The organism is Paenibacillus sp. SEL1 (genome assembly GCF_054602535.1).
Genome location: NZ_CM137723.1, coordinates 5,466,193 through 5,491,621 on the forward strand (window position 1 = coordinate 5,466,193; position 25,429 = coordinate 5,491,621).

26 protein-coding genes are annotated in these 25,429 nt (G+C 45.6%); 2 read left to right on the forward strand and 24 right to left on the reverse strand.

Translation table 11 applies throughout. The features are described from left to right. Positions 1–27 precede the first annotated feature (27 nt). The 5 genes from ACYCSE_RS25085 to ACYCSE_RS25105 all read right to left on the reverse strand — a co-directional run bounded on the left by ACYCSE_RS25085 (position 28) and on the right by ACYCSE_RS25105 (position 5,447). The gene (locus tag ACYCSE_RS25085; RefSeq protein WP_446674681.1) at positions 28–1,419 is read right to left on the reverse strand and encodes a dihydrolipoamide acetyltransferase family protein; all 1,392 of its coding nucleotides are present in this window, start codon (positions 1,417–1,419) and stop codon (positions 28–30) included. 88 nt (positions 1,420–1,507) lie between these two features. Further along, a complete protein-coding gene (locus ACYCSE_RS25090) occupies positions 1,508–2,494 on the reverse strand; it encodes an alpha-ketoacid dehydrogenase subunit beta (protein ID WP_039270974.1) in 987 nt (328 codons plus the stop codon). Positions 2,495–2,496: 2 nt separating this feature from the next. Then, entirely contained in the window at positions 2,497–3,525 is a 1,029-nt protein-coding gene (locus ACYCSE_RS25095; RefSeq protein WP_025723034.1) for a thiamine pyrophosphate-dependent dehydrogenase E1 component subunit alpha, read from the reverse strand. 140 nt (positions 3,526–3,665) lie between these two features. After that, positions 3,666–5,087, reverse strand: coding sequence for a dihydrolipoyl dehydrogenase (gene lpdA / locus ACYCSE_RS25100; protein ID WP_134904810.1), 1,422 nt, complete (start codon positions 5,085–5,087; stop codon positions 3,666–3,668). Positions 5,088–5,213: 126 nt separating this feature from the next. Next, positions 5,214–5,447, reverse strand: a complete 234-nt coding sequence (locus ACYCSE_RS25105) for a hypothetical protein (RefSeq protein WP_459700497.1) — start codon at positions 5,445–5,447, stop codon at positions 5,214–5,216. 208 nt (positions 5,448–5,655) lie between these two features. On the opposite strand from ACYCSE_RS25105, the gene ACYCSE_RS25110 reads away from it, so the two are divergent. Then, the gene (locus tag ACYCSE_RS25110) at positions 5,656–6,252 is read left to right on the forward strand and encodes a thymidine kinase (protein WP_023989232.1); all 597 of its coding nucleotides are present in this window, start codon (positions 5,656–5,658) and stop codon (positions 6,250–6,252) included. A 173-nt stretch (positions 6,253–6,425) separates the two neighbouring features. Beyond that, positions 6,426–7,202, forward strand: a complete 777-nt coding sequence (locus ACYCSE_RS25115; RefSeq protein ID WP_250268730.1) for a sporulation protein — start codon at positions 6,426–6,428, stop codon at positions 7,200–7,202. A gap of 107 nt (positions 7,203–7,309) precedes the next feature. On the opposite strand, the gene ACYCSE_RS25120 is transcribed toward ACYCSE_RS25115, so the two are convergent. The 19 genes from ACYCSE_RS25120 to ACYCSE_RS25210 form a co-directional block, all read right to left on the reverse strand. After that, positions 7,310–7,714: a hypothetical protein gene (locus tag ACYCSE_RS25120; protein WP_039270967.1), complete on the reverse strand. Its 405-nt coding sequence runs from the start codon at positions 7,712–7,714 to the stop codon at positions 7,310–7,312. A 341-nt stretch (positions 7,715–8,055) separates the two neighbouring features. Continuing rightward, positions 8,056–8,562, reverse strand: coding sequence for a hypothetical protein (locus ACYCSE_RS25125; RefSeq protein ID WP_459700500.1), 507 nt, complete (start codon positions 8,560–8,562; stop codon positions 8,056–8,058). A 165-nt stretch (positions 8,563–8,727) separates the two neighbouring features. After that, on the reverse strand, positions 8,728–10,428 hold the full coding sequence (locus ACYCSE_RS25130) for a methyl-accepting chemotaxis protein (protein ID WP_459700502.1): 1,701 nt from the start codon (positions 10,426–10,428) through the stop codon (positions 8,728–8,730). Positions 10,429–10,718: 290 nt separating this feature from the next. Further along, positions 10,719–11,468 carry a class I SAM-dependent methyltransferase gene (locus ACYCSE_RS25135; protein ID WP_061829255.1) on the reverse strand — a complete coding sequence of 250 codons (750 nt, stop codon included), beginning with the start codon at positions 11,466–11,468 and terminating at the stop codon, positions 10,719–10,721. 529 nt (positions 11,469–11,997) lie between these two features. After that, positions 11,998–12,801, reverse strand: coding sequence for a sporulation transcription factor Spo0A (spo0A, locus tag ACYCSE_RS25140; RefSeq protein WP_023989239.1), 804 nt, complete (start codon positions 12,799–12,801; stop codon positions 11,998–12,000). 216 nt (positions 12,802–13,017) lie between these two features. Further along, positions 13,018–14,178, reverse strand: coding sequence for a SpoIVB peptidase (gene spoIVB / locus ACYCSE_RS25145; protein ID WP_446674676.1), 1,161 nt, complete (start codon positions 14,176–14,178; stop codon positions 13,018–13,020). A gap of 123 nt (positions 14,179–14,301) precedes the next feature. Next, a complete protein-coding gene (gene recN, locus ACYCSE_RS25150) occupies positions 14,302–16,020 on the reverse strand; it encodes a DNA repair protein RecN (RefSeq protein ID WP_250261072.1) in 1,719 nt (572 codons plus the stop codon). A 58-nt stretch (positions 16,021–16,078) separates the two neighbouring features. Next, entirely contained in the window at positions 16,079–16,528 is a 450-nt protein-coding gene (ahrC, locus tag ACYCSE_RS25155; RefSeq protein WP_013310809.1) for a transcriptional regulator AhrC/ArgR, read from the reverse strand. A 12-nt stretch (positions 16,529–16,540) separates the two neighbouring features. Continuing rightward, positions 16,541–17,017 carry a hypothetical protein gene (locus ACYCSE_RS25160; RefSeq protein ID WP_235309554.1) on the reverse strand — a complete coding sequence of 159 codons (477 nt, stop codon included), beginning with the start codon at positions 17,015–17,017 and terminating at the stop codon, positions 16,541–16,543. Between the two features lie 155 nt (positions 17,018–17,172). Beyond that, on the reverse strand, positions 17,173–18,024 hold the full coding sequence (locus tag ACYCSE_RS25165; RefSeq protein ID WP_459700506.1) for a TlyA family RNA methyltransferase: 852 nt from the start codon (positions 18,022–18,024) through the stop codon (positions 17,173–17,175). 76 nt (positions 18,025–18,100) lie between these two features. Further along, positions 18,101–19,999 carry a 1-deoxy-D-xylulose-5-phosphate synthase gene (gene dxs / locus ACYCSE_RS25170; protein WP_039270954.1) on the reverse strand — a complete coding sequence of 633 codons (1,899 nt, stop codon included), beginning with the start codon at positions 19,997–19,999 and terminating at the stop codon, positions 18,101–18,103. A 107-nt stretch (positions 20,000–20,106) separates the two neighbouring features. Continuing rightward, the gene (locus tag ACYCSE_RS25175; protein WP_250261071.1) at positions 20,107–21,030 is read right to left on the reverse strand and encodes a polyprenyl synthetase family protein; all 924 of its coding nucleotides are present in this window, start codon (positions 21,028–21,030) and stop codon (positions 20,107–20,109) included. After that, a complete protein-coding gene (xseB, locus tag ACYCSE_RS25180) occupies positions 21,002–21,262 on the reverse strand; it encodes an exodeoxyribonuclease VII small subunit (protein WP_013310814.1) in 261 nt (86 codons plus the stop codon). The genes ACYCSE_RS25175 and xseB overlap by 29 nt, the downstream gene beginning before the upstream one ends. Further along, positions 21,252–22,616: an exodeoxyribonuclease VII large subunit gene (xseA, locus tag ACYCSE_RS25185; protein ID WP_459700509.1), complete on the reverse strand. Its 1,365-nt coding sequence runs from the start codon at positions 22,614–22,616 to the stop codon at positions 21,252–21,254. Before xseA ends, xseB begins: the two co-directional genes overlap by 11 nt. Positions 22,617–22,628: 12 nt before the next feature. After that, positions 22,629–23,486: a bifunctional methylenetetrahydrofolate dehydrogenase/methenyltetrahydrofolate cyclohydrolase FolD gene (folD, locus tag ACYCSE_RS25190; protein ID WP_250261069.1), complete on the reverse strand. Its 858-nt coding sequence runs from the start codon at positions 23,484–23,486 to the stop codon at positions 22,629–22,631. A gap of 37 nt (positions 23,487–23,523) precedes the next feature. Then, the gene (nusB, locus tag ACYCSE_RS25195; RefSeq protein ID WP_039270947.1) at positions 23,524–23,973 is read right to left on the reverse strand and encodes a transcription antitermination factor NusB; all 450 of its coding nucleotides are present in this window, start codon (positions 23,971–23,973) and stop codon (positions 23,524–23,526) included. Between the two features lie 135 nt (positions 23,974–24,108). Continuing rightward, positions 24,109–24,342 carry a DUF2273 domain-containing protein gene (locus tag ACYCSE_RS25200; RefSeq protein ID WP_023989248.1) on the reverse strand — a complete coding sequence of 78 codons (234 nt, stop codon included), beginning with the start codon at positions 24,340–24,342 and terminating at the stop codon, positions 24,109–24,111. Between the two features lie 15 nt (positions 24,343–24,357). Continuing rightward, positions 24,358–24,897 carry an alkaline shock response membrane anchor protein AmaP gene (gene amaP / locus ACYCSE_RS25205; RefSeq protein ID WP_013310819.1) on the reverse strand — a complete coding sequence of 180 codons (540 nt, stop codon included), beginning with the start codon at positions 24,895–24,897 and terminating at the stop codon, positions 24,358–24,360. Between the two features lie 73 nt (positions 24,898–24,970). Further along, complete coding sequence (locus ACYCSE_RS25210) at positions 24,971–25,384, reverse strand: Asp23/Gls24 family envelope stress response protein (RefSeq protein WP_013310820.1); 414 nt, start codon at positions 25,382–25,384, stop codon at positions 24,971–24,973. Positions 25,385–25,429: the final 45 nt, after the last annotated feature.

The following is a 25,429-nucleotide window of genomic DNA, read 5'->3' on the forward strand; positions in this document are numbered from 1 at the left end:
CGTACATTTCCCCCATTGTTCGGATGATTAGTACAGCTTCGTATCTAAAGTGTAGCCTTCTAGATTTTCTTTAACCCGTTGCAAGAATCGTCCGCAAATCACTCCGTCCAAAATGCGATGATCCAGCGACAAGCACAAATTAGCCATCGAGCGGACCGCAATCATATCATCAATAACCACGGGTCTTTTGACAATGGATTCAAAGGTAAGAATTGCAGCCTGCGGATAATTAATCACCGGATAAGATAAAATTGAACCAAAGGAGCCTGTGTTGTTTACAGTGAACGTTCCGCCTTGCATGTCGTCCAGTTTGAGCGTGCCTTCCCGGGTTTTACGTGCCAAATCGTCAATTTCACGAGCTAATCCAGCAATATTTTTCTGATCCGCTTTTTTAATAACAGGGGTAAGAACGGAGTCCTCCGTACCTACGGCTAGCGAAATATTGATGTCTCTTTTGACGATAATTTTGTCCACTGCCCAGACCGAATTCATAATCGGATATTCCTTGATTGCATTCACGACTGCTTTCATGAGGAAAGCTAGATACGTAATATTAATGCCTTCTTTTTGCTTAAATTCGTTTTTGATCTTGTTGCGGAGCATCACCAGGTTGGTCACATCCACCTCAATCGTCGTCCAAGCATGTGGAATTTCGGAAACGCTTTGTCGCATATTACGAGCAATTGCACTGCGAATGGGTGTAACATCAATAAAATACTCGGATCTGTTGTTGTTGCCACCTTCAACTTCGATCACAGGAGCTTTTGGAGCCTCCGTCAAATGAATCCCACTGTTACGAACCGGAATAGCAGGGTCCATATTTTGAATCGGTGTACCTTGCTGAGTGGCAGACTGCTGTCTTCCTGCAAAAGGAGAGCCTTGTCCTGATGTCGCCGCAGTCGGCTGTCCAGATACTCCAGTGGGAGCAGAACCGCCCTGCTGCACATAATTCAGTACGTCTTTGCGGGTAATTCTTCCCCCCATGCCCGTGCCTGGTACTTGGCTTAAGTCCACATTATGTTCAGCAGCCAGGGTTTGCACCGCTGGGGAAAAACGTCCTCTCATGGACTGATCCGATCCAGCACTCTGCTGAGATTGTGTTTGTACGGTGCTTTGAGATGCTGGTGCAACAGGTGTCGCCCCTGATGCCGCCGCAGGTGCAGCCGACTTCGTCTGGATACGGCAAATCAATTCTCCTACCGCTACTGTCTGACCTTCCTCTGCCAACAGATCACCCATAATGCCGTCCAACGTGGATGGGATTTCTGCATTCACTTTATCTGTAATAACCTCGCAAATCGGCTCGAATTGCTCTACCGTTTCACCAGGTTGTTTGAGCCATTTGGCAATTGTCGCCGATACGAGCGATTCTGCCAATTGTGGCATGGTCACGTCGTTCCATTGTGTTTGGTCTGACATTTTTTCAACTCCTTAACATCATAGGAGGGCGCGTTTTTCCGCTACCCCCGCTATACTTTTGGAATGCTTTCGTCCAATCTGCCCTATATTAATACATTGCAAGACGGCGCATGGCTTCCTTAACTTTATCCTTGTTTAACATATAAAACTTCTCCATCGGTGGACTGATCGGCATGGCTGGTACATCAGGAGCACATAGACGCTCAATCGGCGCATCCAGCTCGAACAGACACTCCTCATTAATAATAGCCGATACCTCGGCACCGATGCCGCCCGTTTTGTTGTCCTCATGCACGATTAATACCTTACCTGTATGTCGTGCAGCCTCAACAATGGCTTCGCGGTCCAGCGGTTGGAGTGTGCGCAAATCCACAACATGTGCGGTAATGCCCTCTTCCTTCTCCAATTCCTCAGCAGCCTGCATGACAAAATGCAAAGGCTGGCTATAACCGATGACCGTAATATCGTCACCCTCACGTAATAGATTAGCCTTGCCAATCGGAACGATATAATCATCCTCAGGCACTTCACCCTTGATCAGCTTGTAGGATTTTTTATTTTCAAAAAACAACACCGGATCAGGGTCACGAATGGCTGCTTTCAGCAATCCTTTTGCGTCATAAGGGGTAAATGGAGCAACAATTTTCAAACCCGGCGTACCAAAAAAGATAGATTCTGGACACTGAGAGTGATACAAACCGCCAAAGATCCCACCACCGATTGGCGCGCGGATTACCACAGGACAGTTCCAATCGTTGTTAGAACGGTAGCGGATTTTAGCAGCTTCACTAATAATCTGATTGGTCGCCGGAAGCATGAAGTCCGAATATTGCATTTCGGCAATTGGCTTCATTCCGTACATGGCCGCACCAATCGCAACCCCGGCAATAGCCGACTCAGCCAATGGCGTATCCATGACACGTTGCTCACCGAATTGGTCCATAAGCCCCTTTGTCGTTGTAAAGACACCGCCCTTCACCCCGACATCCTCACCTAATACAAAAACCGTTTCATCCTGCTCCATCTCTTCTTTCATGGCAAGACGAATCGCATCAATATATTCCATAATCGCCATCGTTACCGGCCCTCCCCATCGCTATCTGCATACACATGCAGCAGCGTATCTTCGGGCTTTGGAAAAGGCGCTTTATCTGCATATTCAATCGCTTCCTTGACTTCGAGCAGCAGTTCAGCCGACAGATCCGCATCCTTGGCCTCATCCCAAATGCCGCATTCGATCAAGTAGCTTTTCATACGGGCTACGCCATCCTTGGCCCAGTTCTCATCCACTTCCTCCTTGGTCCGGTAAGCCAGATCATTATCCGAGGTGGAGTGAGGAGACAGTCGGTACATCATGGCTTCGATCAGCGTAGGACCTTCACCGCGGACAGCACGTTCGCGTGCTTCCTTCACCGCCGCATATACCGCCAATGCATCATTACCATCGACTCGAATCCCTGGAAATCCATATCCCAAAGCACGGTCGCTTACCTTGCCTGCCAACTGTTTATGAATCGGAACCGATATCGCATATTGATTGTTCTCGCACATAATGATGACTGGCAGCTTTTGTACACCAGCAAAGTTACAGCCTTCGTGAAAATCTCCCTGATTGCTGGAGCCTTCTCCAAACGTAACAAACGATACAAAATCCTTTTTCTGCATTTTGGCAGCCAAAGCTACACCTACTGCATGCGGAACCTGTGTTGTTACTGGGCTGGAGCCTGTCACAATACGCAGCCGTTTACTACCAAAATGTCCTGGCATCTGGCGACCACCGCTATTGGGATCATCTGCTTTAGCAAATGCCGACAGCATCAGTTCGCGCGGCGTCATTCCTACCGCAAGCACGAATCCATAATCCCGATAATAGGGAAGAAAATAGTCCTTTTCCCGGTCAAGGCCGAAAGCTGCACCTACTTGTGCCGCCTCCTGTCCAATGCCGGAAACGTGGAAATTAATTTTCCCTGCCCGTTGCAGGAGCATGTTGCGCTCGTCAAATCTTCTTGCAAGCAACATATATCTGTACATATCAATAACTTGTCCGTGAGTAAGTCCCAGCTGTTCATGTCTGAAGCCAGCGTCTACAGCGCCTTTAGAACTCATTGAGGCACCTCCTTAAGTGTCAAACATCCTACTTCCAGTACCTAGTACCATCTTGTCTTAAAACCTGGTACTAAACTCTGACTAACCCCATTATAATCCTTTTCTCCCCAAAAAGAAAAGCACCGATTTATTTGAAACGTTTATATGCCAATCGCCTGTCCATCAACGGCCAACATCGCTTCTCCCAAAATCTCCGACAACGTCGGATGCGGATGAATAAGCTGTCCGACTTCCCACGGCGTAGCATCCAGCAGTTGCGCAAGAGCCGCCTCGCTGATCAGGTCCGTCACATGCGTACCGATCATATGTACACCGAGAATATCATTGGTCTTCTCGTCGGCCACTACTTTGACGAAGCCGTCCCGACTGCCGTATACTAGCGATTTTCCGATAGCTTGAAAAGGGAACTTCCCTGTCTTCACCTGATGTCCACGCTCGCGGGCTTCTTGCTCCGTTAAGCCGACGCTTGCGGCTTCAGGACGTGTATAAATACACCGCGGAATCAGATGGTTAGGTACACTGTGAAAATCTTCGCCCGCCAGATGATGAACCGCCTGCAAACCTTCATGGCTCGCTGCATGCGCCAGTTGTAAGCCGCCGATGCAATCCCCAATGGCGTAAATATGTGGTTCATTCGTCTGCAAATGTTCATTAACTGAGATAAAGCCACGCTCTACGCGGATATCCGTATTTTCCAGCCCTATATTTTCCACATTTGCCTGACGCCCTACAGAAATGAGCAGTTTGGAAGCGCTGAGGGTTTCGGTTTCTTCCCCTTTTTGCACGTCAATCTGCACACCTTCCTCATCTTTGCCGTATGTTTTAGCCAGCACTTGTGAACCCGTCAGCACCTTGACACCACGCTTGGTTAACAAGCGCTGCATTTCACGCGAAACGTCTTCGTCTTCCGTGGGAATAAGTCGATTCGCAGCTTCAACCACCGTAACCTCCACGCCAAAATCATTTAGCATGGAAGCCCACTCCACGCCAATAACACCACCGCCCACGATAATCAGGGATGCTGGCAGCTCCTCCATAGTTAACGCTTCGTCACTACTCAGAATAAATTCGCCATCTGGCTCTAGTCCGGACAGCACACGTGGGCGTGATCCTGTTGCAATAATGAGATGTGCAGGAACAATCGTTTCCATCTCACCATCTTCTAGTTCCACGGCAACTGCCCCGCTTTTTGGAGAAAATATAGACGGACCAATCACGCGCCCCTTACCGCTCAGTACCGTAATTTTATTTTTACGCATCAAAAATTGAACGCCCTGATGCAGCTGTTCCACAACGGCTTCCTTACGCTCCTGAACCTTGGGAAATACAAGTTGTGCTCCCGATGTCTCGATACCGTATTGTGCACTTTCTTTAATCGTGGCATATACTTCCGCACTGCGTAGCAGGGCCTTGCTCGGAATGCAACCACGGTGCAGACAGGTTCCGCCAAGCTTGTCCTTTTCGATGATAACCACTTCTTTGCCTAGCTGGGCGGCACGAATGGCTGCTACATACCCCCCGGTTCCTCCACCCAAAATAGCGACATCACAATGTATAGTCATGTTTCTCCTCCATTAACAATTGATTATATATAGCTTATTGTACTCTCTTTATTTCACTGTACAAAATATAGCGTTTAGGCATAGGCTACAAAAAAGCTAACCCTTTAATCCAGATATCTTTCCATATCATTCATACAGCGCATCTCGTAATTTGGTAGATATCCTTGGACTTTGTGCTGATTTGGCTCGCAGCGCCTTGCGAAATGATTCATTTTGCTTGCGCAGAAAGTTCAGCTCTGTCTCCAGCTCAGTGATGAGTTCTAGAGCTTGCGGGCTGATTAGCCCTTGCTCCAGTAATGCTCCTTTTTTGGCACTATAATCCGTATTTTTCTCGTCCATGCCTTTCACTCTTCCCTTCATTCCACTACGCTTCACCATATCATGCCCGCGGCGGCAGAGCAATGACGACCACATTTACGTTTTAGGAATGGACATACAAAAACATGTCGAAAATCAATATATTTTCTCTAGTCTGTATACGGCTGGTTATGGTAATCTATAATGGCGTTTTCTTTCGGAGAAGAAGATTTACAGTGTTATGTACATGTTACAGAGAGGGGAATTCGCTTTGCCTACAGGACGAATTACGATTATTACAGGCCCCATGTTCAGTGAAAAATCCGGCGAATTGATTCGCCGCTGTCAAAAACTAATCCAATACGGGCATCGTAAAGTGGTCGCTTACAAACCCGCTGAAGATAACCGCTATGCCGAGGACGAAATAGTAAGCCGGATCGGATATCGTCTGCCCGCTATCTCTATCCCAAGAAAACTTACAGATGAGCTCGTTCAGCGTATTTTGCAAGAAACAAAAGATGCCGACGTGGTTGCCTTTGACGAAGTCCAGTTTTTCAGTCGTCATATTATGTCGCTTGTACAAGAGCTAGCTTATTGCGGCAAGCATGTAATTGCCGATGGGCTGAATCTGGATTATCGAGGCAAGGAGTTCGGCTATGTCGGTGGTCTGCTCGCCATGGCGGATGACATCGAGAAGCTGACTTCCTTTTGCGCTGTCTGCGGTAGCTCGGAAGCAGTATTTACGCAACGTATGGTAAATGGTAAACCTTCCACTGTGGGACCTATTGTGATGATCGGCGACTCTGAGGCTTATGAGCCTCGTTGTCGAAATTGCTTTATACCTCCTCATAAAGTGAACTGCGATTAGTGGACAGATAGATCGACAAGCTGCAATATGCCTACGTGAGTACCAGTAACTTTTTTTTCTTGCATTTTTTTGGAACGAATCGAACCATTGCCCCGTATATCCGGTTAAGCTGTACAAGTTTTTAGTTTTCGTTTGTATATCATGACCATGAGATTATCTGGGGGGACGGAATAATGAGTTTTTTTAACAAAATCTTAGCAAGCGCAGGAATCGGTTCAGCTAAAGTCGATACGTTGGTGGATCAAGCTGTATATGTGCCTGGGGAAGAACTTAGTGGCATCATGCGCATCAAAGGCGGCAAAATTGATCAGGAAATCGGCAAAATTGACATCGAGCTCAAGACAGAATATATCGTGGAGCACGATGATAAAAAAACTATCAGCACCTGCTGCATTGCACGGATTAAGGTATCTGACGGCTTTCATCTAGAGCAAGGACAGGAGCTTGAAATTCCTTTTTCCTTCAGATTGCCGTTGGAAACTCCTGTTACTCACGCCAAACAGCCCGTCTGGCTGGAAACAGCATTAGATATTGGCATGGCTTTGGACCCGACCGATCGTGATTCACTCAAAATCGAGCCACATCCCTATATGAATACAGTGTTTGAGGCGGTTCACCTGTTGGGCTTCCGATTCCGCTCCTCCACCTGCGAACGTCATCCTAAGCTGGGACGCGGCGTTCCGTACGTACAGGAATTTGAATTTACGCCCGGATCAGAATATGCACGTGATATCGAGGAGCTAGAGCTGATTATGCAGTTAGAACCCGAGGGTGTGCATGTGCTTGTAGAAGTAGACCGCAGGGGCAGAGGGTTATCTGGTTGGCTTGAGACTGCATTTGATATGGATGAGCGCCATGCCTGGTTGAGCTTAAGCCGGGAAGAGCTCTCCTATGGACCAGATCACATAGCGGATGCACTCGAGGAACTAATTGACAGGCAAATTAGATAACAATGTAAAATACAAACAAAAAACTCCTAACCAATTTACTACATCGGTTGGGAGTTTTTATTAATAAAAAGATTTCTTTAATGATGGTCCTCAATCGTCTGTATAGACTAAAGTGGCAACATATCCCGTCTTTCCGCCTTATGCTTACACTCTTTGCATACCCCATACAACGATCCATTGTCATCCGCATAGAAGGTTAATTTGTCTTCTTTTTTACAAAAGGAGCATTTTTGCTTGCCTGTGTCCTGGATAGAGTCAGATAGTCCAAATCCAGTTTGGGCCTGAATACCTGCTGCTTTTGTATTTGCGCGTGGACCGGAAGAAATTTTAGACTTAGATTCATTACCGGTACGGGATTGTCGAGCGGACTTACGAGGACGAAATTCAACGACATTACTGCTCCGCTGTTCATTCAATTGTTTGTTGCTGCTGCGACTACGCCTTACTTTAACAATCCAACCCAATGCCACCAACAACACGCCGAAGAACACCCAAGTCAGACTATTCCACATGCTCTCATTCCCGCCTTTGCTTTAGAATCAATTGGGTTAATACCACTAGCCCGTTCATTGCGATGACTTAGCCTATAGCTTTATTCATTGAAATATACCCGTGTATACAGCCTCTGTGCTGTTCATCCGATTGTCTCCATATAAAAATCGTACCCTCCCGTGCAACATCCGACTCGCCTCTAACTGAGCATATTAGGTAAATCATCTTCTCCTGAGGAGTACATTGACCCGTTTTACAAATTGTACATCATCCTTTTGAAAAACGATAATATCCCCTCTATGAAGATCGTTCTCCTTATCATAGCCCAATGGTGAGAATAAAAATGGCCCAGATGGCTACATTACTCCCCTTGATAATAAAAATCAATGAATCTTTTCGTCAACGGATTAAACTTATCAAAGCGTTTGCGATGCGGTAAAAAACCTGACTTATGTACTTGTTCTGCTAGTGTTTCTACATGTTCGAATCGCTTGAAAAAGGGCAACGCAAAAGCGTAGATATCTTCAACGATCTCTTGGATCACTCGTTCTCTTTCTGCTTCTGTGGACACAAGGTAATCCCTGTTTTCCGTATATTTCTTGGTCAGAGCAATCAATTCACTGTGAAAACAAGCCCCAGTACTATACTTCTTTTTTATTTTTTTGGATTCTACGACAATATAAACTTTTAATGCATCATATTTAGTCGCACCAAAACTAATTTCAAATATAAATTCCTTGGTTTCTTTTTTCAAAACTTTTCTGATTTTCAGATATTTAAAATCACTCAAAAATGGTGTAGCTATGATTTTGTCTATCGCTAACTGACGTAGTTCACTTGCTTTAAGTTCAGTCTTATTATCCATCATGTCACTCCAACCCAAAGAATTTCACACCATTATATCATATCGTTCCAATTACAGGCTCCTCATATCTCCACCCTTTAATCAACAATATATTAATAAAAAAAACAGAAAAAAGCCGCTCACAATAGAGCAGCTAGTTCCTCTTAAACATAAAAAGCAGTATACGAATTATACTTTGAATTTACCAATTTGCCCTTGCAGGTCTTCCGCCATTTGGGACAGATTTCTTGCAGAAGAAGCAATTTCCTCCATAGATGCCAGCTGTTCCTGAGTTGCGGCAGATACGTGTTGTGTCCCTGCTGCGGCTTCTTCAGCAATCGCTGAAATTTGTCTGACAAAACCAACAATCTCATCAGTACTTGCAGACATTTGTTCTGATCCGGCAGAAACCTCTTCAATTTCACTGGCCACTTTATTTACGGTTTCCTGAATGAGTTCAAAGGATGCGCCTGCATTTTGTACAACTTCACGACCTGTCATGACATCCTTCCCGTTGGACGCTACCGCTTCAATAGCATGGGTAGTATCCTTTTGAATCAATCCCACAAGCTCCGTAATTTGTTGAGCAGAATGAGCGGATTGTTCAGCCAACTTGCGAACTTCGCCTGCAACTACAGCAAATCCGCGACCATGTTCTCCTGCACGGGCCGCTTCAATCGCAGCGTTCAAGGCAAGAAGGTTGGTCTGACTAGAAATATTGGTGATAACATCAATGATCTTGCCAATTTCGTCTGAGCGCTCTCCCAATCCAGCCATGAGATCTGCCAATCCATTCATCGAATCATTTACGGCATTCATCTGCGTAACTGCCTGTTGAATCATCTGGTTACCTTCAGCCGATTTATGGGCCGCATCTTGCGCAGATGCGAATACATTTTGCGCGCGGATGGCGATTTGCTCAACACCGATAGACATCTCCTCAATAGCTTGGGACGATTTCGTCACCATATCTACCTGGTCTCCTGTTCCAGTAGCTACTTCTTGCACCGTTTCGGTTATTTGTGCAGAAGCTTGGCTATTTTGCTCTGCGCTGGCCGTCAATTCTTCTGAGGAAGTGGTTACCAACTCAGTCGTCTTACTCACAGATTGAATCAGTTCACGAAGGTTCTCAACCATGACATTGAAGGAATGTGCCAACGTACTGATCTCGTCCTTGCCCTTCACAATGATAGCCTCACTTGTAAGATCACCCGATGCAATATTTTCAGCAGCACGACTGATTCGCAAGATAGGTTTAGAAATAATTTGGGCTATGATGATTGCCATGATCAATGCTAATATAACGGCTGCTATACTCAAAACGATGACCAATTGTCTACCTGAAATAAAGTTGTCAACAGCTTCCTTCGTAGTCTGTTTAGATCCATCTGCATTCAATTTAATGAGCTGGCTGATCATATCGTTTGAACTATACCATAACTTATAGGACTCTTGATGAAGGATGCTTGATTGAGTGTAATCATTAGCTTTCCCCGCTTCAATCATTTCTGGCAACTTAGCCAAATACTCCGTATAATTTTTGGAGAATTCTTCATACATTTCACGTTCTTTAGGGGTAGCAATTAATTTTTCGTATATTTTTCGATCGTCCTCAACCTTTTTTAAAACCTTATCATATTCGGCCTGAACCTTCTCCATTTCTTCTGGGTCACGTTCTACAATAATGTTTAATGAGATCCGCTCTACATCAGATATATCACCATTTAGTGTTCCCAGGATAGTCACACTTGGCATCCAATGGCTATCTATTTCCATCGAAGTGTCGCCTAAATTTTTCATTTTTGAGATAGATGTTGTACTAATGACAATCAATAATATTATTACTGCAAGAAAACCCAATATCAATTTTGTTCGAATGTTAAATTTCATATATTCGCTCCTCAGTTCTCTTTATATTAGATACTATATCGACAAGAAACGACACATTGTTTATATCAAATTTAAAGAGAATTTCAGAACTGTTTACAAAAGGGAACTTTTTCTTCGTGATGGTTAGTGCAACTGATTCAGGTTTATTTTATAACCTCGTGGAGAGCATTATGTTTTATAATCCCCAACAATTGTACCGTCATATAGGGAGGGAGATGCTGAAAATCTTTATTCACTTATTCCATCAAACTTAAAAAAAGGATACCCAAAAACGGGTATCCCTTTATGTTTTACTTCCTAGCATTCACCATAAATCGTTCTGAATTTGTCCTTATTCCTAATTCGGTTTGATTGTCCAAAATAAATTGTTGGAGTATTTGAAAATCAATTTCTTCTTCTCCGAAGTTGGGAATAATTGGTGTGTGTTTCAAGAGAAATATTAAGTCTGCAGGAGTCTGATAATATTCGGTTGCATTGAATTCAAATGACTGTATGTCCTTAAAGCCCGCGTCACTTAATTCGGTAATATATTGAGCTTTTAACGAGTCTTTCTTAGCACCCCATGCCTGTCCTCTTCCAAACGCTTCTTTAATATTTAATTTGTCGTTTTCGCTTACTTGCTGTGTCAGGAACATACCATCCTTTACTAACACCTTTGCTATTTCTTTTGCATAAAAACATGAATGTCGAGAAGAGATTACATTAAAGAAGTTCTCAGGAAAATTTAGATTTTCAGCATCCATCTGGAGAAAACGAACATTTGCTATGTCTGATTCAGCAGAATTCTTGGTTGCTGTTTCAATCATTCCGGTGGAATGGTCAATCCCAACTAAAAGTAATGCAGAATCTGCTATTGATAAAATTGCTTCCCCGCCGCCAGTACCGATATCAAGCAATATATCCGACTTCTTGCATGTCTTCGCTACTTCATTGTAGAAGTCCCATTTTACTCCTTTGGAGATACATTTCACATTGCTGAAATTCCAGCCGTTGATTTTTCCAATCTTATTATAAAACTCTTTATACTCTATTGAATTCATTTTCTTTCCACCTTCCAATTAGGGATAAATACTACGGGATAGCAGACCGATATCATTCATTATTTTAGTTTTGTAGTCAAAAGGATAGACTTTCCCCTTGACGGCTGGTACGCGTTTTTTCCAGCCCGGAAACTAAATACCTCGAACAATACGGAAAGACATCCGATTCACCTCATTTGAAAGATTGTTTTAATTATATTTCTAATAGAGCTTGTCGATCAAGCAATAGTTCAATAATATTTCTTTACAACTTTCTACCTTAATAGAACGACTACTGAAAGTAATGAAAATGATGATAATTGAAGAAAACTTTAAATTGTCCAATTGAAATTCAAAATCGTTTATAAAAAATACCGCCTATTTACTGGTTCTTGGAAGAACCAATAAATAGGCGGTATTAGTTGTCTACTATTCAGAAGTTTATCGGATCGGGTCGGCTGTTTTGGAAATATAATAGCCATCCCTGCAATTATCATTGATAAACGTAAAACCACAAAAATCCCTTGCTTCATCAATCATTCTGACCCTTTCAGGACACCTTGTTCTCAATTCTCAGCTTATCTGCTACCATCGCTATGAACTCTGAATTGGTTGGTTTGGACTTACTGATATTAATGGTGTACCCGAACAGGTGTGAAATGCTGTCGATATTTCCACGGGTCCATGCTACCTCGATAGCATGACGAATGGCGCGTTCTACGCGAGATGCCGTCGTTTTGAACTTTTCGGCGATTGCCGGATATAACGTTTTGGTGATGGCTCCCAAAATTTCGATATTATTGTACACCATCGTAATGGCTTCGCGTAAATATTGATAGCCCTTGATGTGAGCTGGTACACCAATTTCATGTATGATGGCCGTGATACTGGCATCCAGGTTTTTCGTCTTACCCATAGGTACAACGTTGGACCGCATGGATGAAATGGTCACCGGACTGCTGCTAACTAACTGCGGCCCCACTAATTGGCGAACACGGTTAGCCAGCACTTCCATGTCAAACGGCTTCAAAATATAATAAGATGCCCCGAGCTGTACGGCCCTCTGTGTAATATTTTCTTGACCGAATGCAGTCAGCATAATGATTTTCGGCTGTGGAGTCAGGTTCATTTCTCTTAAACGCTCCAATACACCGAGACCATCCAGATGAGGCATAATAATATCTAAAATAAGTACATCAGGTATGTTGCGGGATTCTGCGATGCGTTGGAGCACTTCTTCGCCGTTATAGGCGATTCCTGTAACTTCCATATCCTCCTGATCGGAAATATATTCAGCAAGCAAATTCGTAAATTCCCGGTTGTCATCAGCCAACAATACCTCAATTTTTTGCAATGTACTTCCTCCTCATTGAGTGATATTCCATTGTGATATCTGTTTACAGTATATAAATATTTCTTGTCGGAGTATATGATTTCGACATCGAATTATGAATTCCTTCTGTCGAAAATTATTTTTATTTATTTTTTTTATAATTTCTATTATAATTGATTCTTTATCTTGCAAATATGAGTTATTCCCCTGCTTTTCGACAAAAAAATCTTAAGGCCACTAGCTCGCCTTAAGATTAGAAAATGATTTCAAGCTTACGTTATTCTGCATGATTCCTGCATCGCGCAGCATCCATTCGATAAAACAACCGTAACCTGATTTAGGATCATTCACAAATACATGTGTCACAGCCCCGATAAGCTTACCATTTTGAATAATCGGACTACCGCTCATTCCTTGCACGATTCCCCCGGTCTTATCCAACAGCTTTGGATCTACAATGCGAATCACAAGTCCTTTGGTTGCTGGTTTGTCCTGCTGAGAAATGTGTACAATTTCCGCCTGAAACCGCTGAATTTGTTGACCTTCCAGTACAGTCAAAATTTCTGCAGGTCCTTCCTTTACTTCATTCGCAAGAGCCACCGGAATAGGAGTCGAATACAATCCATATTGCGGCTCATCTGACATTTTCCCAAAAATTCCGAAATTCGTATTTCGTTCAATATTTCCTAATACCCGATGATCTTTGAGAAAATGAGCGCGTTTTTCTCCTGGTTCCCCACTTTGGCTTTTCGCAATTGACGTCACATTGGACTGCACAATCTCTCCGCTCCCCACGACAATAGGGGTTTGGGTATTCATATCGGTAATTACGTGGCCCAATGCCCCGTATACACCCTGGTCCGGTGCGTAAAACGTTAATGTACCTACACCTGCAGCCGAGTCTCTAATGTACAACCCAAGCCGCCACGCTTTATCATCTTGATCATATGCTGGTGTTAACTTCGTGGAAATCGTCTGCTCTCCTCGACAAAGTGTAATGTCGAGTGGCTTTTTATTCTTACCTGCTTCGTCTACTGCCTCAGCAACCCTTGCCAGGCTATTGAGTGGTTTGCCGTTCATGTGTGTGATCCGATCCCCTAGGCGAATCCCCGCTGTTTCACCAGGTGACACCTTACGATCATTACTTTCCTGAATGATATGGTGACCGACGACAAGCACTCCTGAAGATTTTACTTTGACCCCAATCGTCTGCCCCCCCGGGTATACTTTTAAATCGGGAACTACACTTTCTTGGGTTGTCCTCATGCTTTTAGAGCCGAACAAATCCAAAGAAGCTTGTGGAGGCAGCGCAGCTTGCACATGCTGAGCGTTACCGATAGAACACATAAGAAAAACAAGCAAAAGACCGAGCAATTTGATCCTGGAGTAAAAATTCAATGGCTGTCACGCTCCCTTTGCTTCTTTCGCTTGACGAGTAAAGGTGGTCGCCAATTGCGTACCTATAAGGTAACCTTGCCCCCAGGCTTTTATAACTGTTAAACATTACGCCAGCCGCTCTTTTCAGGCTTTCTTTCCTTCCGCCAAATTCAGCATTTCCTGTGCGTGATGCAAAGTTTTTTCGGTAATTTCCACGCCGCCCAGCATCCGTGCCAATTCCTTGACACGCCCATCCTCCGTAAGTCCCTCAATTTGAGTCATGGTCCGTCCATCATGGACATTTTTCTCAATAAGGTACTGATGATCTGCCATACATGCCACCTGTGGCAAATGAGTAATGGAAAAGACCTGACAAACGGAAGATAAACGATATAGCTTCTCGGCAATGGATTGAGCTGCACGACCACTCACCCCGGTATCCACCTCGTCAAAAATGAGTACTGGAATTTGATCATGACGCGCAAAAATACTTTTCATCGCCAACATGATACGTGATAGCTCACCGCCTGAAGCGATCTTACCAAGTGGACGTAATGGCTCACCTGGATTGGGGGATATAAGAAATTCCGCATTATCAATGCCCTGCTTGGTAGGTCTTACCTTCAGACCTTTATACTCATATCCGCGTGGATCTTCAATTGGATCAATGCGCACCTTGAGTGACGTTCTTTCCATCTGCAGGTCTTTTAACTCCTGCTCCACTTGCTCTGCAAGCTCTTCAGCACAAATTTCACGTGCTTCTGTAAGCTCTTCTGAAATCTCCAACAAATCGGAAAGCAACTCATCCCGTTTTGCAATGAGCTGCTCCAGCCGCTCATCTTTATTTTCCAGCAGATCGGTTTCCTGCTCAATACGGCTATAGTATTCCAAAATCAGCTCTATACTATCACCATATTTTCGCTGTAATCCGGTAATTTGATTCAAACGTTGCTCCACTTCATGCAGCTTGCCTGGATTAAATTCAATATCCTCGCGATAAGAACGTAATTGGAATGCTGCGTCCTCCAACTGGTAAAAAGCAGATTGAATCTGCTCCGCAATGGGCTGAAGGCTTTTGCTATCATAGCTTTGGACATCGTTTAATCTGGACAACACGTTATTGATCGTATCCAGTCCACCTCTGCCGCTTAGCAGTTCGTATGCTCCTGATATCCCATCCATCATTTTCTCACTATGGGATAGCTTGACCCGTTCCTCTGCCAATAATTCATCTTCTCCCAATTTCAACTCCGCCGCAGCGATCTCTTCTAATTGAAATCGGTACATATCCAAAAGCTGATAAGCCTTTTGACTGGAGCTTTGCAGTTCTCTTACTTCTTTTTCCGCTTTGACAAAAGCATTGTAACGCTCCCGATAAAGCGTTTTGACCGGACCAATGACCGAATCACCGAACGTATCCAGTAGCGCCAGATGGCGATCTGCACGTAGCAGGCTTTGATGCTCATGTTGCCCGTGGATATTGACGAGTTGCTCACCTACCTCACGCAGCATCGTTAAATTAACCATCTGGCCGTTAATTCGTGAAGAGCTTTTCCCCTGAACCGTAAGTTCGCGACGAATCAGCAAATGCTCCTCTGCATTAGCCTTAATCCCTTGTTCCTCAAGTGTATTCCAAACTGGATGTTTCACCGGCAGTTCAAATAAGGCTTCCATCTCTGCTTTATCACAACCGTAACGCACTAAATCAGCAGAGCCCCTACCGCCTGCAATCAGCCCAAGCGCATCGATAATAATGGATTTGCCAGCACCTGTTTCCCCGCTCAACACATGAAACCCTTTATAAAAATGAACATCGACGGCCTCTACAACCGCCAAATTCCGTATAGACAAAGTGACCAGCATCGTTCTTTCACCTCTATGATGTACAAATTAAAACGCCTAATATGCGTAGCCATTATAATTAGGAAATGTAGCCCATAAGACGATTCACGATAGCTTCGCTGTTTTCTTCTGATCGACAAATAATCAAAATGGTGTCATCTCCGCTAATCGTACCCATAATCTCAGACCATTCAATATTGTCCAATAAAGCAGCAATCGAGTTGGCTGTTCCCGGCAGACACTTCATCACAATCAGGTTGGTTGTGTAGTCAATATGCAAAAAGTTATCGACCAACGTACGTTTCAGTTTCTGGGCCGGATTGTAGCGCTGATCTGAAGGCATCGAATATTTATATCTGCCATCGTCCATTGGAACCTTAATGAGCAGCAACTCCTTGATATCACGCGATACGGTCGCCTGCGTGACCTGAAAACCAGCCTTACGCAATGCTTCCACCAGATCATCCTGCGTCTCAATCTCATGTTGTGAAATAATTTCCCTGATTTTAATATGTCGTTGACCCTTCATATAATCCTCCGATTAACCTTCATATTCCTCTTCTTCGAGGTCTTCCACTAATGTAATAAGGCGAATACTTCGCTCGTCCGTATCAACGTACAATACACCCGCGCAACCCGGATAGAGCAATAAATACGGCATGAGCCTGTCCCTTAAATCAGGACCACTCCACTCCATTGGTTTCTTGCGGCGTGACGTTTTGACCATATATGTCGAACCGTTTCGTACAGCCACGTAGTCTATAAACAAACGGCTATACACGGTATGTCCATTCACTTTAAAAGCAAGCGGTATTTTCATCTTCCCGCCCACTACTTCATATCCTGCTTCTTCGAGTAGGTCTGTGACAGGCCCTTCGTCCAAGTCCTCGTTAATCGGTATCGTCTTTAGTACAAGCGGCCCTGGCTCCTTCAACCAGGCACGTAGGCTATACAAAGCCCATATCCCTAATATCACCCCGATTACAGCGATGATAACCGTATCATATCTTGTGTCCATGGACCGATCACCTCATGGACATATTCTAGGACAAGATGTAAAATCCCTTTTCCTTTGTACATCTCATTATAGGCGAACGTGAGTTCTATAATCAATCCCTCACACCAAAAAGAGGTTCCCTTAAGTTCACAGAACTCATGGAGAACCCCTGAATGTTACTTACGCGATGGACCATTATTAAAAGTCTGACCTGCTTCCTGAACGGTACGTTCAATCAGTGGTCTGAAATCCATCTTCTCCAGCTGCGATTCTGCAGCAGGAAGCCCATCCAAACGCCAATGCGCTAAAAATTCAATATTGCCTTCTCCACCTGTAATAGGCGAATAAGCCAAACCTTGCAGCGTAAGTCCAAGCTCATGTGCAAACATCAGAATGGTCTGCAACACTTCTTTATGCGTAGCAGGATCACGGACCACACCGGATTTTCCGACCTTTTCGCGTCCAGCTTCGAATTGCGGCTTGATTAGAGCTACAATATCAGCAGGTTGATGCAACAAGGCAAACAACGGGGGCAAAATAATACGTAATGAAATAAAGGAAACGTCAATACTAGCGAAATTCGGCACGGAACCATTCAAATCCGCGGGTGTCATATATCTGAAATTCGTTTTCTCCATTACGCATACTCGTTCATCATTACGAAGGGACCAATCCAGCTGGTTATAACCCACATCAATGGCGTATACGTATTCAGCTCCATGCTGAAGCGCACAATCCGTAAAACCTCCAGTGGACGAGCCAATATCCAGCATTGTCCTGCCCTTCATATCCAGCTCAAATTGACGGATGGCCTTCTCCAGCTTCAATCCTCCACGGCTTACATACGGATGCACCGAACCCTTAACTTTAAGCTCGCTGGCGCGTGGTACCTTCATCCCCGCCTTCTCGATCCGTTCGCTGTCCGCCAGCACTAGCCCAGCCATAATCGCAGCTTTAGCTTTTTCACGGCTTTCAAAAAAGCCTTGTTCTACAAGTAATACATCAATGCGTTCCTTCGGAACAGACATGTTAATCTCCCTTTAGGCAGCCAGGCTGCTCTTGTCATACTTTTTATAAACGTCATGGTCTTCACTTCAAGTTACCCTATACGGATTGTCCCATGCCATATGCTGGCTCAGCAGCCCATTTACGCAGCTTTAAGCATACATCTTCAATGGTAAGACCTACTTCAGCACGCTGCTCTTTGATGGAGCCATGCTCCACGAACAGATCGGGAATCCCCATTAGGCGCACCTGTGCCTCTTGTATTTCGGCTTTAGCGTAAAATTCCAGTACAGCGCTACCCAAGCTTCCTGCTTCAGAAGCTTCTTCCAATACGATCAGCTTCGTATGCTGACGAGCCAGCTCACGCAACATATCCTCGTCCAAAGGCTTCAGGAAACGGGCATTCACGACGCCCACTTGCAAACCTTCCCGTTTCATCGCCTCCGCAGCCTCTGTCGCCACCTGGAGCATCGGTCCTGATGCGATTACAGCAAAGCCCTCGCCTTTACGCAGGAGCTCCCAACTGCCGATGGGAATAGCCTGTAATTCTTTATCCATCGGCACGCCAACCACATTAACACGCGGGTAACGATAAGCAATTGGACCATCTTCATAGTCGAGCGCTGTTTTCATCATATGGCGTAGCTCGTTCTCATCCTTTGGCATCATAAGCACAAGATTCGGGATATGACGCAAGAATGCCACATCAAACACGCCATGATGAGTTTCCCCGTCAGCCCCAACAAAACCTGCACGGTCAATCGCAAACATTACGTTCGCATTATGACGACAGATATCATGCACAATCTGGTCATAAGCACGCTGCATAAAAGTGGAATACACCGCAAACACCGGCTTCATCCCTTCCATTGCCAACGCAGCACACATGGTAGCTGCATGCTGTTCAGCAATGCCGACGTCAATCATACGGCTAGGAAACTCTTTACTAAACGGTACCAATCCTGATCCGCCAGGCATAGCGGGGGTGACCGCAACGATGCGCTCATCCTGCTCAGCCAGTTCAATCAACGTTCGACCGAAAATTTCCGTATACATCGGATTACCTACAGCTTTGAGTACCTGACCCGATTCAATTTTGTAAGGACTGATTCCATGCCATTTGTGTGAATCTGCTTCCGCAGGTTTATAGCCCTTGCCCTTGGTTGTTACGACATGCACCAATACAGGGCCAGTGACATTATCAGCCTGCTGGAAGGTTTCGATTAGCTTCGGCAAATCATGTCCGTCCACTGGACCGAGATACGTAAGTCCCAGTTCCTCAAACAGTACACCAGGCACCATCATATATTTAAGACTGTCCTTGACACGGCCAGCCGATTTGGCAAGTTTACCGCCGATCGCGGGTATTTTTTTCAGCAAAACTTCCAGCTCATCTTTTGCTCGCAAATAATGACGGTCCGAGCGGATTTTGCTCAAATAATTATGCATGGCCCCTACATTAGGTGCTATGGACATTTCGTTGTCATTCAGAATGACCATTAAATTTTTGCGCTCATGACCGATATGATTCAACGCTTCGAAGGCCATCCCCCCAGTCAACGCTCCGTCTCCGATCATTGCAATGACTTTATTGTCCTCGCCCTTCAAATCTCGAGCCAAGGCCATTCCCATTGCCGCCGACAGAGAAGTGCTGCTATGACCGGCTTCCCAAACATCATGCTCGCTCTCACTTCTTTTTACAAAACCACAAAGTCCATCACGCTGACGAAGTGTATCAAAACGGTCCATTCGCCCTGTCAATATTTTGTGTACGTAGGCTTGGTGCCCAACGTCATAAATCATCTTGTCCTTTGGACTGTTATAGCAATAATGCAGGGCGATCGTGAGCTCAACCACTCCCAGATTCGATGCCAGATGCCCCCCAGTCACGGACAGCTTCTCAATCAAAAAGCTCCTGATTTCCTCGGCTAGAGAAGCCAACTCCTCAACCGACAGTGATTTCAGATCGCCTGGTTGCTTTATGTGTGGAAGCAGCACGCATATCTCCCCGCTTTCCTTCAAGTTTGTGTGTAAAGTTAACAAGTATTATATCACACTTTTTAACTGTGCTTAAACGCAGACAAGTCAAAACAGCTCTAACGCAACTAATGATCACGCTTCATCAGGTAATCCGCTATCTCCAGCAAACGAGAAGAATCGGGAATACCGCTCTCTGTTATCACTTTTTTAGCAGATGCGGTGAGTTCCTCCACCTGCCGCAAAGATGCGTCCATACCAATGAAATACGGATAGGTAACCTTCTCCTGCTCAACATCACTTTGCGTTTTCTTACCCATTTTGCTCTCATCGCCTATGAGGTCCAGTATATCGTCCTGTATCTGAAAAGCCAGCCCCAAGTCTCGTCCAAAGCGGCGAAGCGCCTCTAATTGACTCTTATCCGCCCCACCAATCCGTCCACCTGCCAAGAGCGAGAAAATAATCAAATCAGCAGTTTTATGAAGATGGATATATTCCAGTTCCTCGATCCCCGTCATTCCTTGCTCGCCTGACATATCGGCGACCTGTCCGCCTACCATGCCCCGCGCGCCACTCATTTCGGACAAATCCTCAACAATGGACAACAGCGAATCGGATGAAACACCGTGACGTCGTCCTGCTTGCACAATGCTGTAAAAGGCATGGGTCAACAAAGCATCACCCGCAAGGACGGCAACCGCCTCGCCGTATACCTTATGATTCGTCAGCTTACCTCGCCGATAATCATCATCATCCATGGCTGGCAAGTCGTCATGAATGAGAGAGTACGTATGTACCATTTCTACCGCACATGCCACTGGCAACGCAGCTTCCCTGCTTCCACCGAATGCTTCAGCAGCAGCGATCACAAGCAGAGGCCGCAGCCGTTTTCCGCCTGCGGTGAGTGAATAATTCATAGATTCTCGAAGAACATCGGGAATGTTCCAATCGGCCGGGAACTGCTCGGCCAGTGCAGACGAAACCGCATCCGCCGTCCCGGTCAAATATTCCTTGAACGACGGTCTATTCAAGCCCTTCACCGCCGTTTTCATCTAATCCGCCGCCAAAAGGCTTCTTGCGCAAATCTCCATCCTCTTCCACGATCATTTCAATTTTACGTTCAACCTGCTCCAGCTTTTGACTGCAAAGCTGAGACAGCTTCATCCCCCGCTGGAACAAATCAATGGCTTGCTCCAGAGGAACGTCTCCATGCTCCAGTTGTCCGACAATTTCTTCAAGAGCGGCCATAGCCGCTTCAAAATTCAATTCCGTTTCATTCGCCACCGTGCTTCGCGTCCTCCTTCATTCCCCATACTTGGCAGTCCAACTGCCCATCACTCACTTTAATCTTGATGGAATCTCCCGGCTGTACGTCTTTGAGCGACTTAATCAGCCGTTTCTCCTGCTCATCGTATACCAAGCTATAGCCTCGGGCCATGACTTTGAGTGGGCTCAGCGCATCCAGCTGACGAATTCCCGTGTGCAACTGCTGCCGTCCCGTTTTCGTAATAGCACGCATCGCAGACTCCAGCTGACGTTGCGCCATATCCGCCTGCTTGCGTGCCGAACGAATTTGTTCACGTGGATTAAACCGCTCTAGTACCTGACGCATACGTGCATTCTTTTCTGCGTTTAAGCGTGAACGGTTACCCACTGCGCGGATTAGCCGCTGATGCAGCATGTCCATTCGCTCTGCATGCTGTAGCATATAGCGGCGTGGGTGCAGCAGGACTGGTGAACGCTGAAGCCTCACCAAGCGTTCACGGCTGGTTTCCAGCCGCTGCCGGAGGGCGTTGCGCAGGCGTTGCTCACGCTGGAGCAGCTGATCCCGTAGCTCTGCCTGATTAGGCACAGCCAACTCAGCTGCTGCGGTTGGCGTTGCTGCACGCAAGTCAGCCACAAAATCGGCAATGGTAAAATCCGTTTCGTGTCCAACTGCCGAAATAACCGGAATGACCGATGCGTAAATAGCGCGCGCAACCGCTTCCTCATTAAACGCCCACAGTTCTTCCAACGAGCCACCTCCCCGTCCGACGATCATCACCTGAACCTCTTGCATACGATTCATAGCTTCAATTGCCCTGACGATCGAGGGTGCGGCACCTTTTCCTTGTACAAGCACAGGATACAACACAATTCCAGCCTGCGGGTATCGCCGTTGAAGTGTCGTAATAATATCACGCACAGCCGCTCCGGTCGGTGACGTAATCACGCCAATGGTTGCCGGATGGGCAGGGAGATTACGCTTACGAGCAGTATCAAACACTCCCTCTGCATCCAGCTTTTGCTTGAGCTGTTCGTAAGCCAAATAAAGGCTTCCTATACCATCAGGCTGCATTTGAGTCGCATAAAACTGATATTGTCCATCTCGTTCGTACACGGATACGTTTCCCCGGGCAATAACACGCGTACCTTCTTTCGGTACGAAGGGAAGCCGCTGATTATGGGTTGCAAACATAATCGAACGTATGCGGCTCCCCTCATCCTTGAGCGTAAAGTACATGTGACCACTCGAATGATGCGTGAAATTAGAAATTTCCCCGCGTATCCATACATCAGACAGCACCTGATCCGATTCCAGTTTCATCCGGATATAACGATTCAGGTCCTTTATAGAGTAAATACGTTGTTCAGCCATAGGCAACTGCCCTTATGCCAAACCGTGCGACCGCTTGGCCGCTACAAGCGTATTTTGCATCAGCATCGTAATCGTCATCGGGCCTACTCCGCCGGGAACAGGCGTAATCGGACCAGACACTTGCTTCACGCTCTCAAAATCAACGTCCCCCGCCAGCTTTCCGTTCTCCAGACGGTTCATCCCCACATCTATCACAACCGCTCCGGGCTTCACGAACGAAGCATCAATAAAGTTGGCTTTGCCGATCGCAACGACTAAGATATCCGCTTGTCGACTTAGATCCCCGATATTCGCTGTACGGGAGTGGCACATCGTAACCGTAGCATTTTCACGTTGCAACAATAAAGACACTGGCTTGCCTACGATATTACTGCGACCAATAACTACCGCATGTTTACCAGCAATCTCCACTCCAGCACGCTTGATTAACTCAATGACTCCAGCAGGAGTACAAGGCAATAGACTATCGTCACCGATGACCAAATTCCCTACGTTCACCGGATGGAATCCATCCACATCCTTCTCCACTGCAATTGCGTCAATGACAGCTTTTTCATGAATATGCTTTGGCAATGGCAGTTGAACCAAAATCCCATGGATAGTACTTTGATGGTTCAGCTTGTCCACTAGTTCCAGTAATGCTTCCTGCGAAGTATCTGCTGACAACCGGTGAACCTCTGAGTAATAGCCGAGATCATGGCACGCCTTTTCCTTGTTTTTAACATACACCTGCGAAGCGGGATCTTCGCCTACCAATACAACAGCCAGTCCCGGTTGAAAGCGGTGCTCTTTCAGACGAATGACCTCTTGTTGAATGCTTGCGCGAATATCCTGAGAGATTTGTTTACCATCAATGATCGGTGCTGACATGTTTAACCACTCTCCAACCTGATTCAGTAGTCTCTACTTAAAAACGTGCTTTCAATTGCTCCAGTTCTTGAATCACTCGTCCCAGTACACCATTAACAAATTTACCGGATTCCTCGGTACCAAAGTGCTTCGACAACTCAATCGCTTCATTAACAGCTACCTTGGCTGGAACATCCTCACGGAAAATCATCTCATATGCCGCAAGTCTCAAAATTTGACGATCTACACGTGAAAGTCTGCTGATCTGCCAGCCTTTAAGATAATCCACCAACAGCCCATCAATGGCTTCCTTGTGCTCCCACGTACCCCGCACATGCTCTAAAACATACGCTCTTAACACTGCCGCGTCTTTAACGACAACTTCCGCTTCGTTTTCCTCAGCGGCTTCCTGAAGCAACATGTCCACGGCTGCTGCCGCATCCACTTCATTCATTTCCATATGGTACATACTCTGTACCGCTAATTCCCTCGCCAGACGTCTTTTCATGCCCTGCCTCCTACGCTTGCCTATATCTATTTTTCATTCTAACCAATTTCCACAAAAAAACCTGTGAACGCATCCTCCAAAACGTTGGGCGCAAAGAAGCTACAGCTCTATTTTGGAGAACACGTATCACAGGGTTCATTTAAAAGGACGCCAACGCTGCGACAACCAATCGCCCCATTCCTTCCAAGGGAGAAATGAACCAAGCGCTGAATCGCTACGTCTTCCTAGCGTATATCCGATGAACACCATCAATGCAAAGAACAACATATTCCAAAAGCCTGCCCACAAATAAATAAAACCGAAAAAAATACCAGCCGTGATCCCCATGATCCGGCCCTTGTAACTTCCCCATATTTCTTTCCAGGGCATCAGGGAAAATCACCTCTATTCCACACGACTCTTAAAGCTGGGTGACTGAGAAACATTAGCGATGTACACCGACACATTGGACACAGGAATTCCTGTAATTTCTTCCACATGATCGTGTACCCCCTTTTGTACCTCGGAGGTTAACACCGGAATGGAGCTTTCCCCGTCTACAACCGCCCGAATCGTAATATCAAGTCCCGATTCCAACACGCGAACGCGTGCTTTCAAATCCTGCATCCCGCGAAATCGGGAAGCTGCTTTGAGGCACAGATTTTCAATGGTGTCCACTGAAATCTGAATGTCACCATATTCCGTTCGTTGATCAATAGAATGCTGTACGGTTTGGTTCCGTCGAATAGAGATATAAAAAAAACGAAGACTCAATAACAACAGAACCCCTGCAATAATCAGGCTGGTAAACCACACCACTCGCTCATCCTCAATACTTAAAACATACGGAATGGCCCCGCTCAGGAGGAGGATGGCGAGAATGGAAATAATTCCGATACTTAAGCTGTACAAGAACAGCAGAAGTCTGTCCATAACTTTAGCCACGAAACGCACAGCCTCCTTAAATTAGAGTAAACCCTCGACCCATAAGGGTCGGGGGTTTGTACAAAGTATCGCTCTATTTAACCCGTCCGGCGCCCAGCACTTCCGGCTCTTCTACTTTTTCGGCATTTTTGAATTGAACATCATGAATTTGCACATTCACTTCAACAACGTTAAGACCTGTCATGTTCTCAATCGAACGCTTAACATTATGCTGAATAGCAGCAGCCACCTCAGGCAGACGGTTACCGTACTCAATAATGACGGAGACGTCTACAGCAGCTTCACGCTGTCCGACTTCCACTTTTACACCTTTAGATAAATTTTTGCGGCCTAGCAGTTCGGCAAACCCACCAGCAAATCCGCCACTCATTCCCGCTACGCCTGGTACCTCAACGGTAGCCAGTCCGGCAATGACTTCAATAACTTCTGGGGCGATTTGAATCTCCCCAATTTCTGTACGTTCGAATTCGGTTGGCACTGTGCTCATACCTTCAACACCTTTCGGTCAAAATAAGTTTCATTCCAGCTTTGG

Excerpts from the sequence above, each read along its gene's own strand:
- ACYCSE_RS25085 (WP_446674681.1), bottom strand. The coding sequence starts at position 1,419 with ATGTCAGACCAAACACAATGGAACGACGTGACCATGCCACAATTGGCA.
- ACYCSE_RS25090 (WP_039270974.1), bottom strand. The coding sequence starts at position 2,494 with ATGGCGATTATGGAATATATTGATGCGATTCGTCTTGCCATGAAAGAA.
- ACYCSE_RS25095 (WP_025723034.1), bottom strand. The coding sequence starts at position 3,525 with ATGAGTTCTAAAGGCGCTGTAGACGCTGGCTTCAGACATGAACAGCTG.
- lpdA (WP_134904810.1), bottom strand. The coding sequence starts at position 5,087 with ATGACTATACATTGTGATGTCGCTATTTTGGGTGGAGGAACCGGGGGG.
- ACYCSE_RS25105 (WP_459700497.1), bottom strand. The coding sequence starts at position 5,447 with ATGAAGGGAAGAGTGAAAGGCATGGACGAGAAAAATACGGATTATAGT.
- ACYCSE_RS25115 (WP_250268730.1), top strand. The coding sequence starts at position 6,426 with ATGAGTTTTTTTAACAAAATCTTAGCAAGCGCAGGAATCGGTTCAGCT.
- ACYCSE_RS25120 (WP_039270967.1), bottom strand. The coding sequence starts at position 7,714 with ATGTGGAATAGTCTGACTTGGGTGTTCTTCGGCGTGTTGTTGGTGGCA.
- ACYCSE_RS25125 (WP_459700500.1), bottom strand. The coding sequence starts at position 8,562 with ATGATGGATAATAAGACTGAACTTAAAGCAAGTGAACTACGTCAGTTA.
- ACYCSE_RS25130 (WP_459700502.1), bottom strand. The coding sequence starts at position 10,428 with ATGAAATTTAACATTCGAACAAAATTGATATTGGGTTTTCTTGCAGTA.
- ACYCSE_RS25135 (WP_061829255.1), bottom strand. The coding sequence starts at position 11,468 with ATGAATTCAATAGAGTATAAAGAGTTTTATAATAAGATTGGAAAAATC.
- recN (WP_250261072.1), bottom strand. The coding sequence starts at position 16,020 with ATGCTGGTCACTTTGTCTATACGGAATTTGGCGGTTGTAGAGGCCGTC.
- ahrC (WP_013310809.1), bottom strand. The coding sequence starts at position 16,528 with ATGAAGGGTCAACGACATATTAAAATCAGGGAAATTATTTCACAACAT.
- ACYCSE_RS25160 (WP_235309554.1), bottom strand. The coding sequence starts at position 17,017 with ATGGACACAAGATATGATACGGTTATCATCGCTGTAATCGGGGTGATA.
- ACYCSE_RS25165 (WP_459700506.1), bottom strand. The coding sequence starts at position 18,024 with ATGTCTGTTCCGAAGGAACGCATTGATGTATTACTTGTAGAACAAGGC.
- ACYCSE_RS25175 (WP_250261071.1), bottom strand. The coding sequence starts at position 21,030 with ATGAAAACGGCGGTGAAGGGCTTGAATAGACCGTCGTTCAAGGAATAT.
- xseA (WP_459700509.1), bottom strand. The coding sequence starts at position 22,616 with ATGGCTGAACAACGTATTTACTCTATAAAGGACCTGAATCGTTATATC.
- folD (WP_250261069.1), bottom strand. The coding sequence starts at position 23,486 with ATGTCAGCACCGATCATTGATGGTAAACAAATCTCTCAGGATATTCGC.
- nusB (WP_039270947.1), bottom strand. The coding sequence starts at position 23,973 with ATGAAAAGACGTCTGGCGAGGGAATTAGCGGTACAGAGTATGTACCAT.
- ACYCSE_RS25200 (WP_023989248.1), bottom strand. The coding sequence starts at position 24,342 with ATGCCCTGGAAAGAAATATGGGGAAGTTACAAGGGCCGGATCATGGGG.
- ACYCSE_RS25210 (WP_013310820.1), bottom strand. The coding sequence starts at position 25,384 with ATGAGCACAGTGCCAACCGAATTCGAACGTACAGAAATTGGGGAGATT.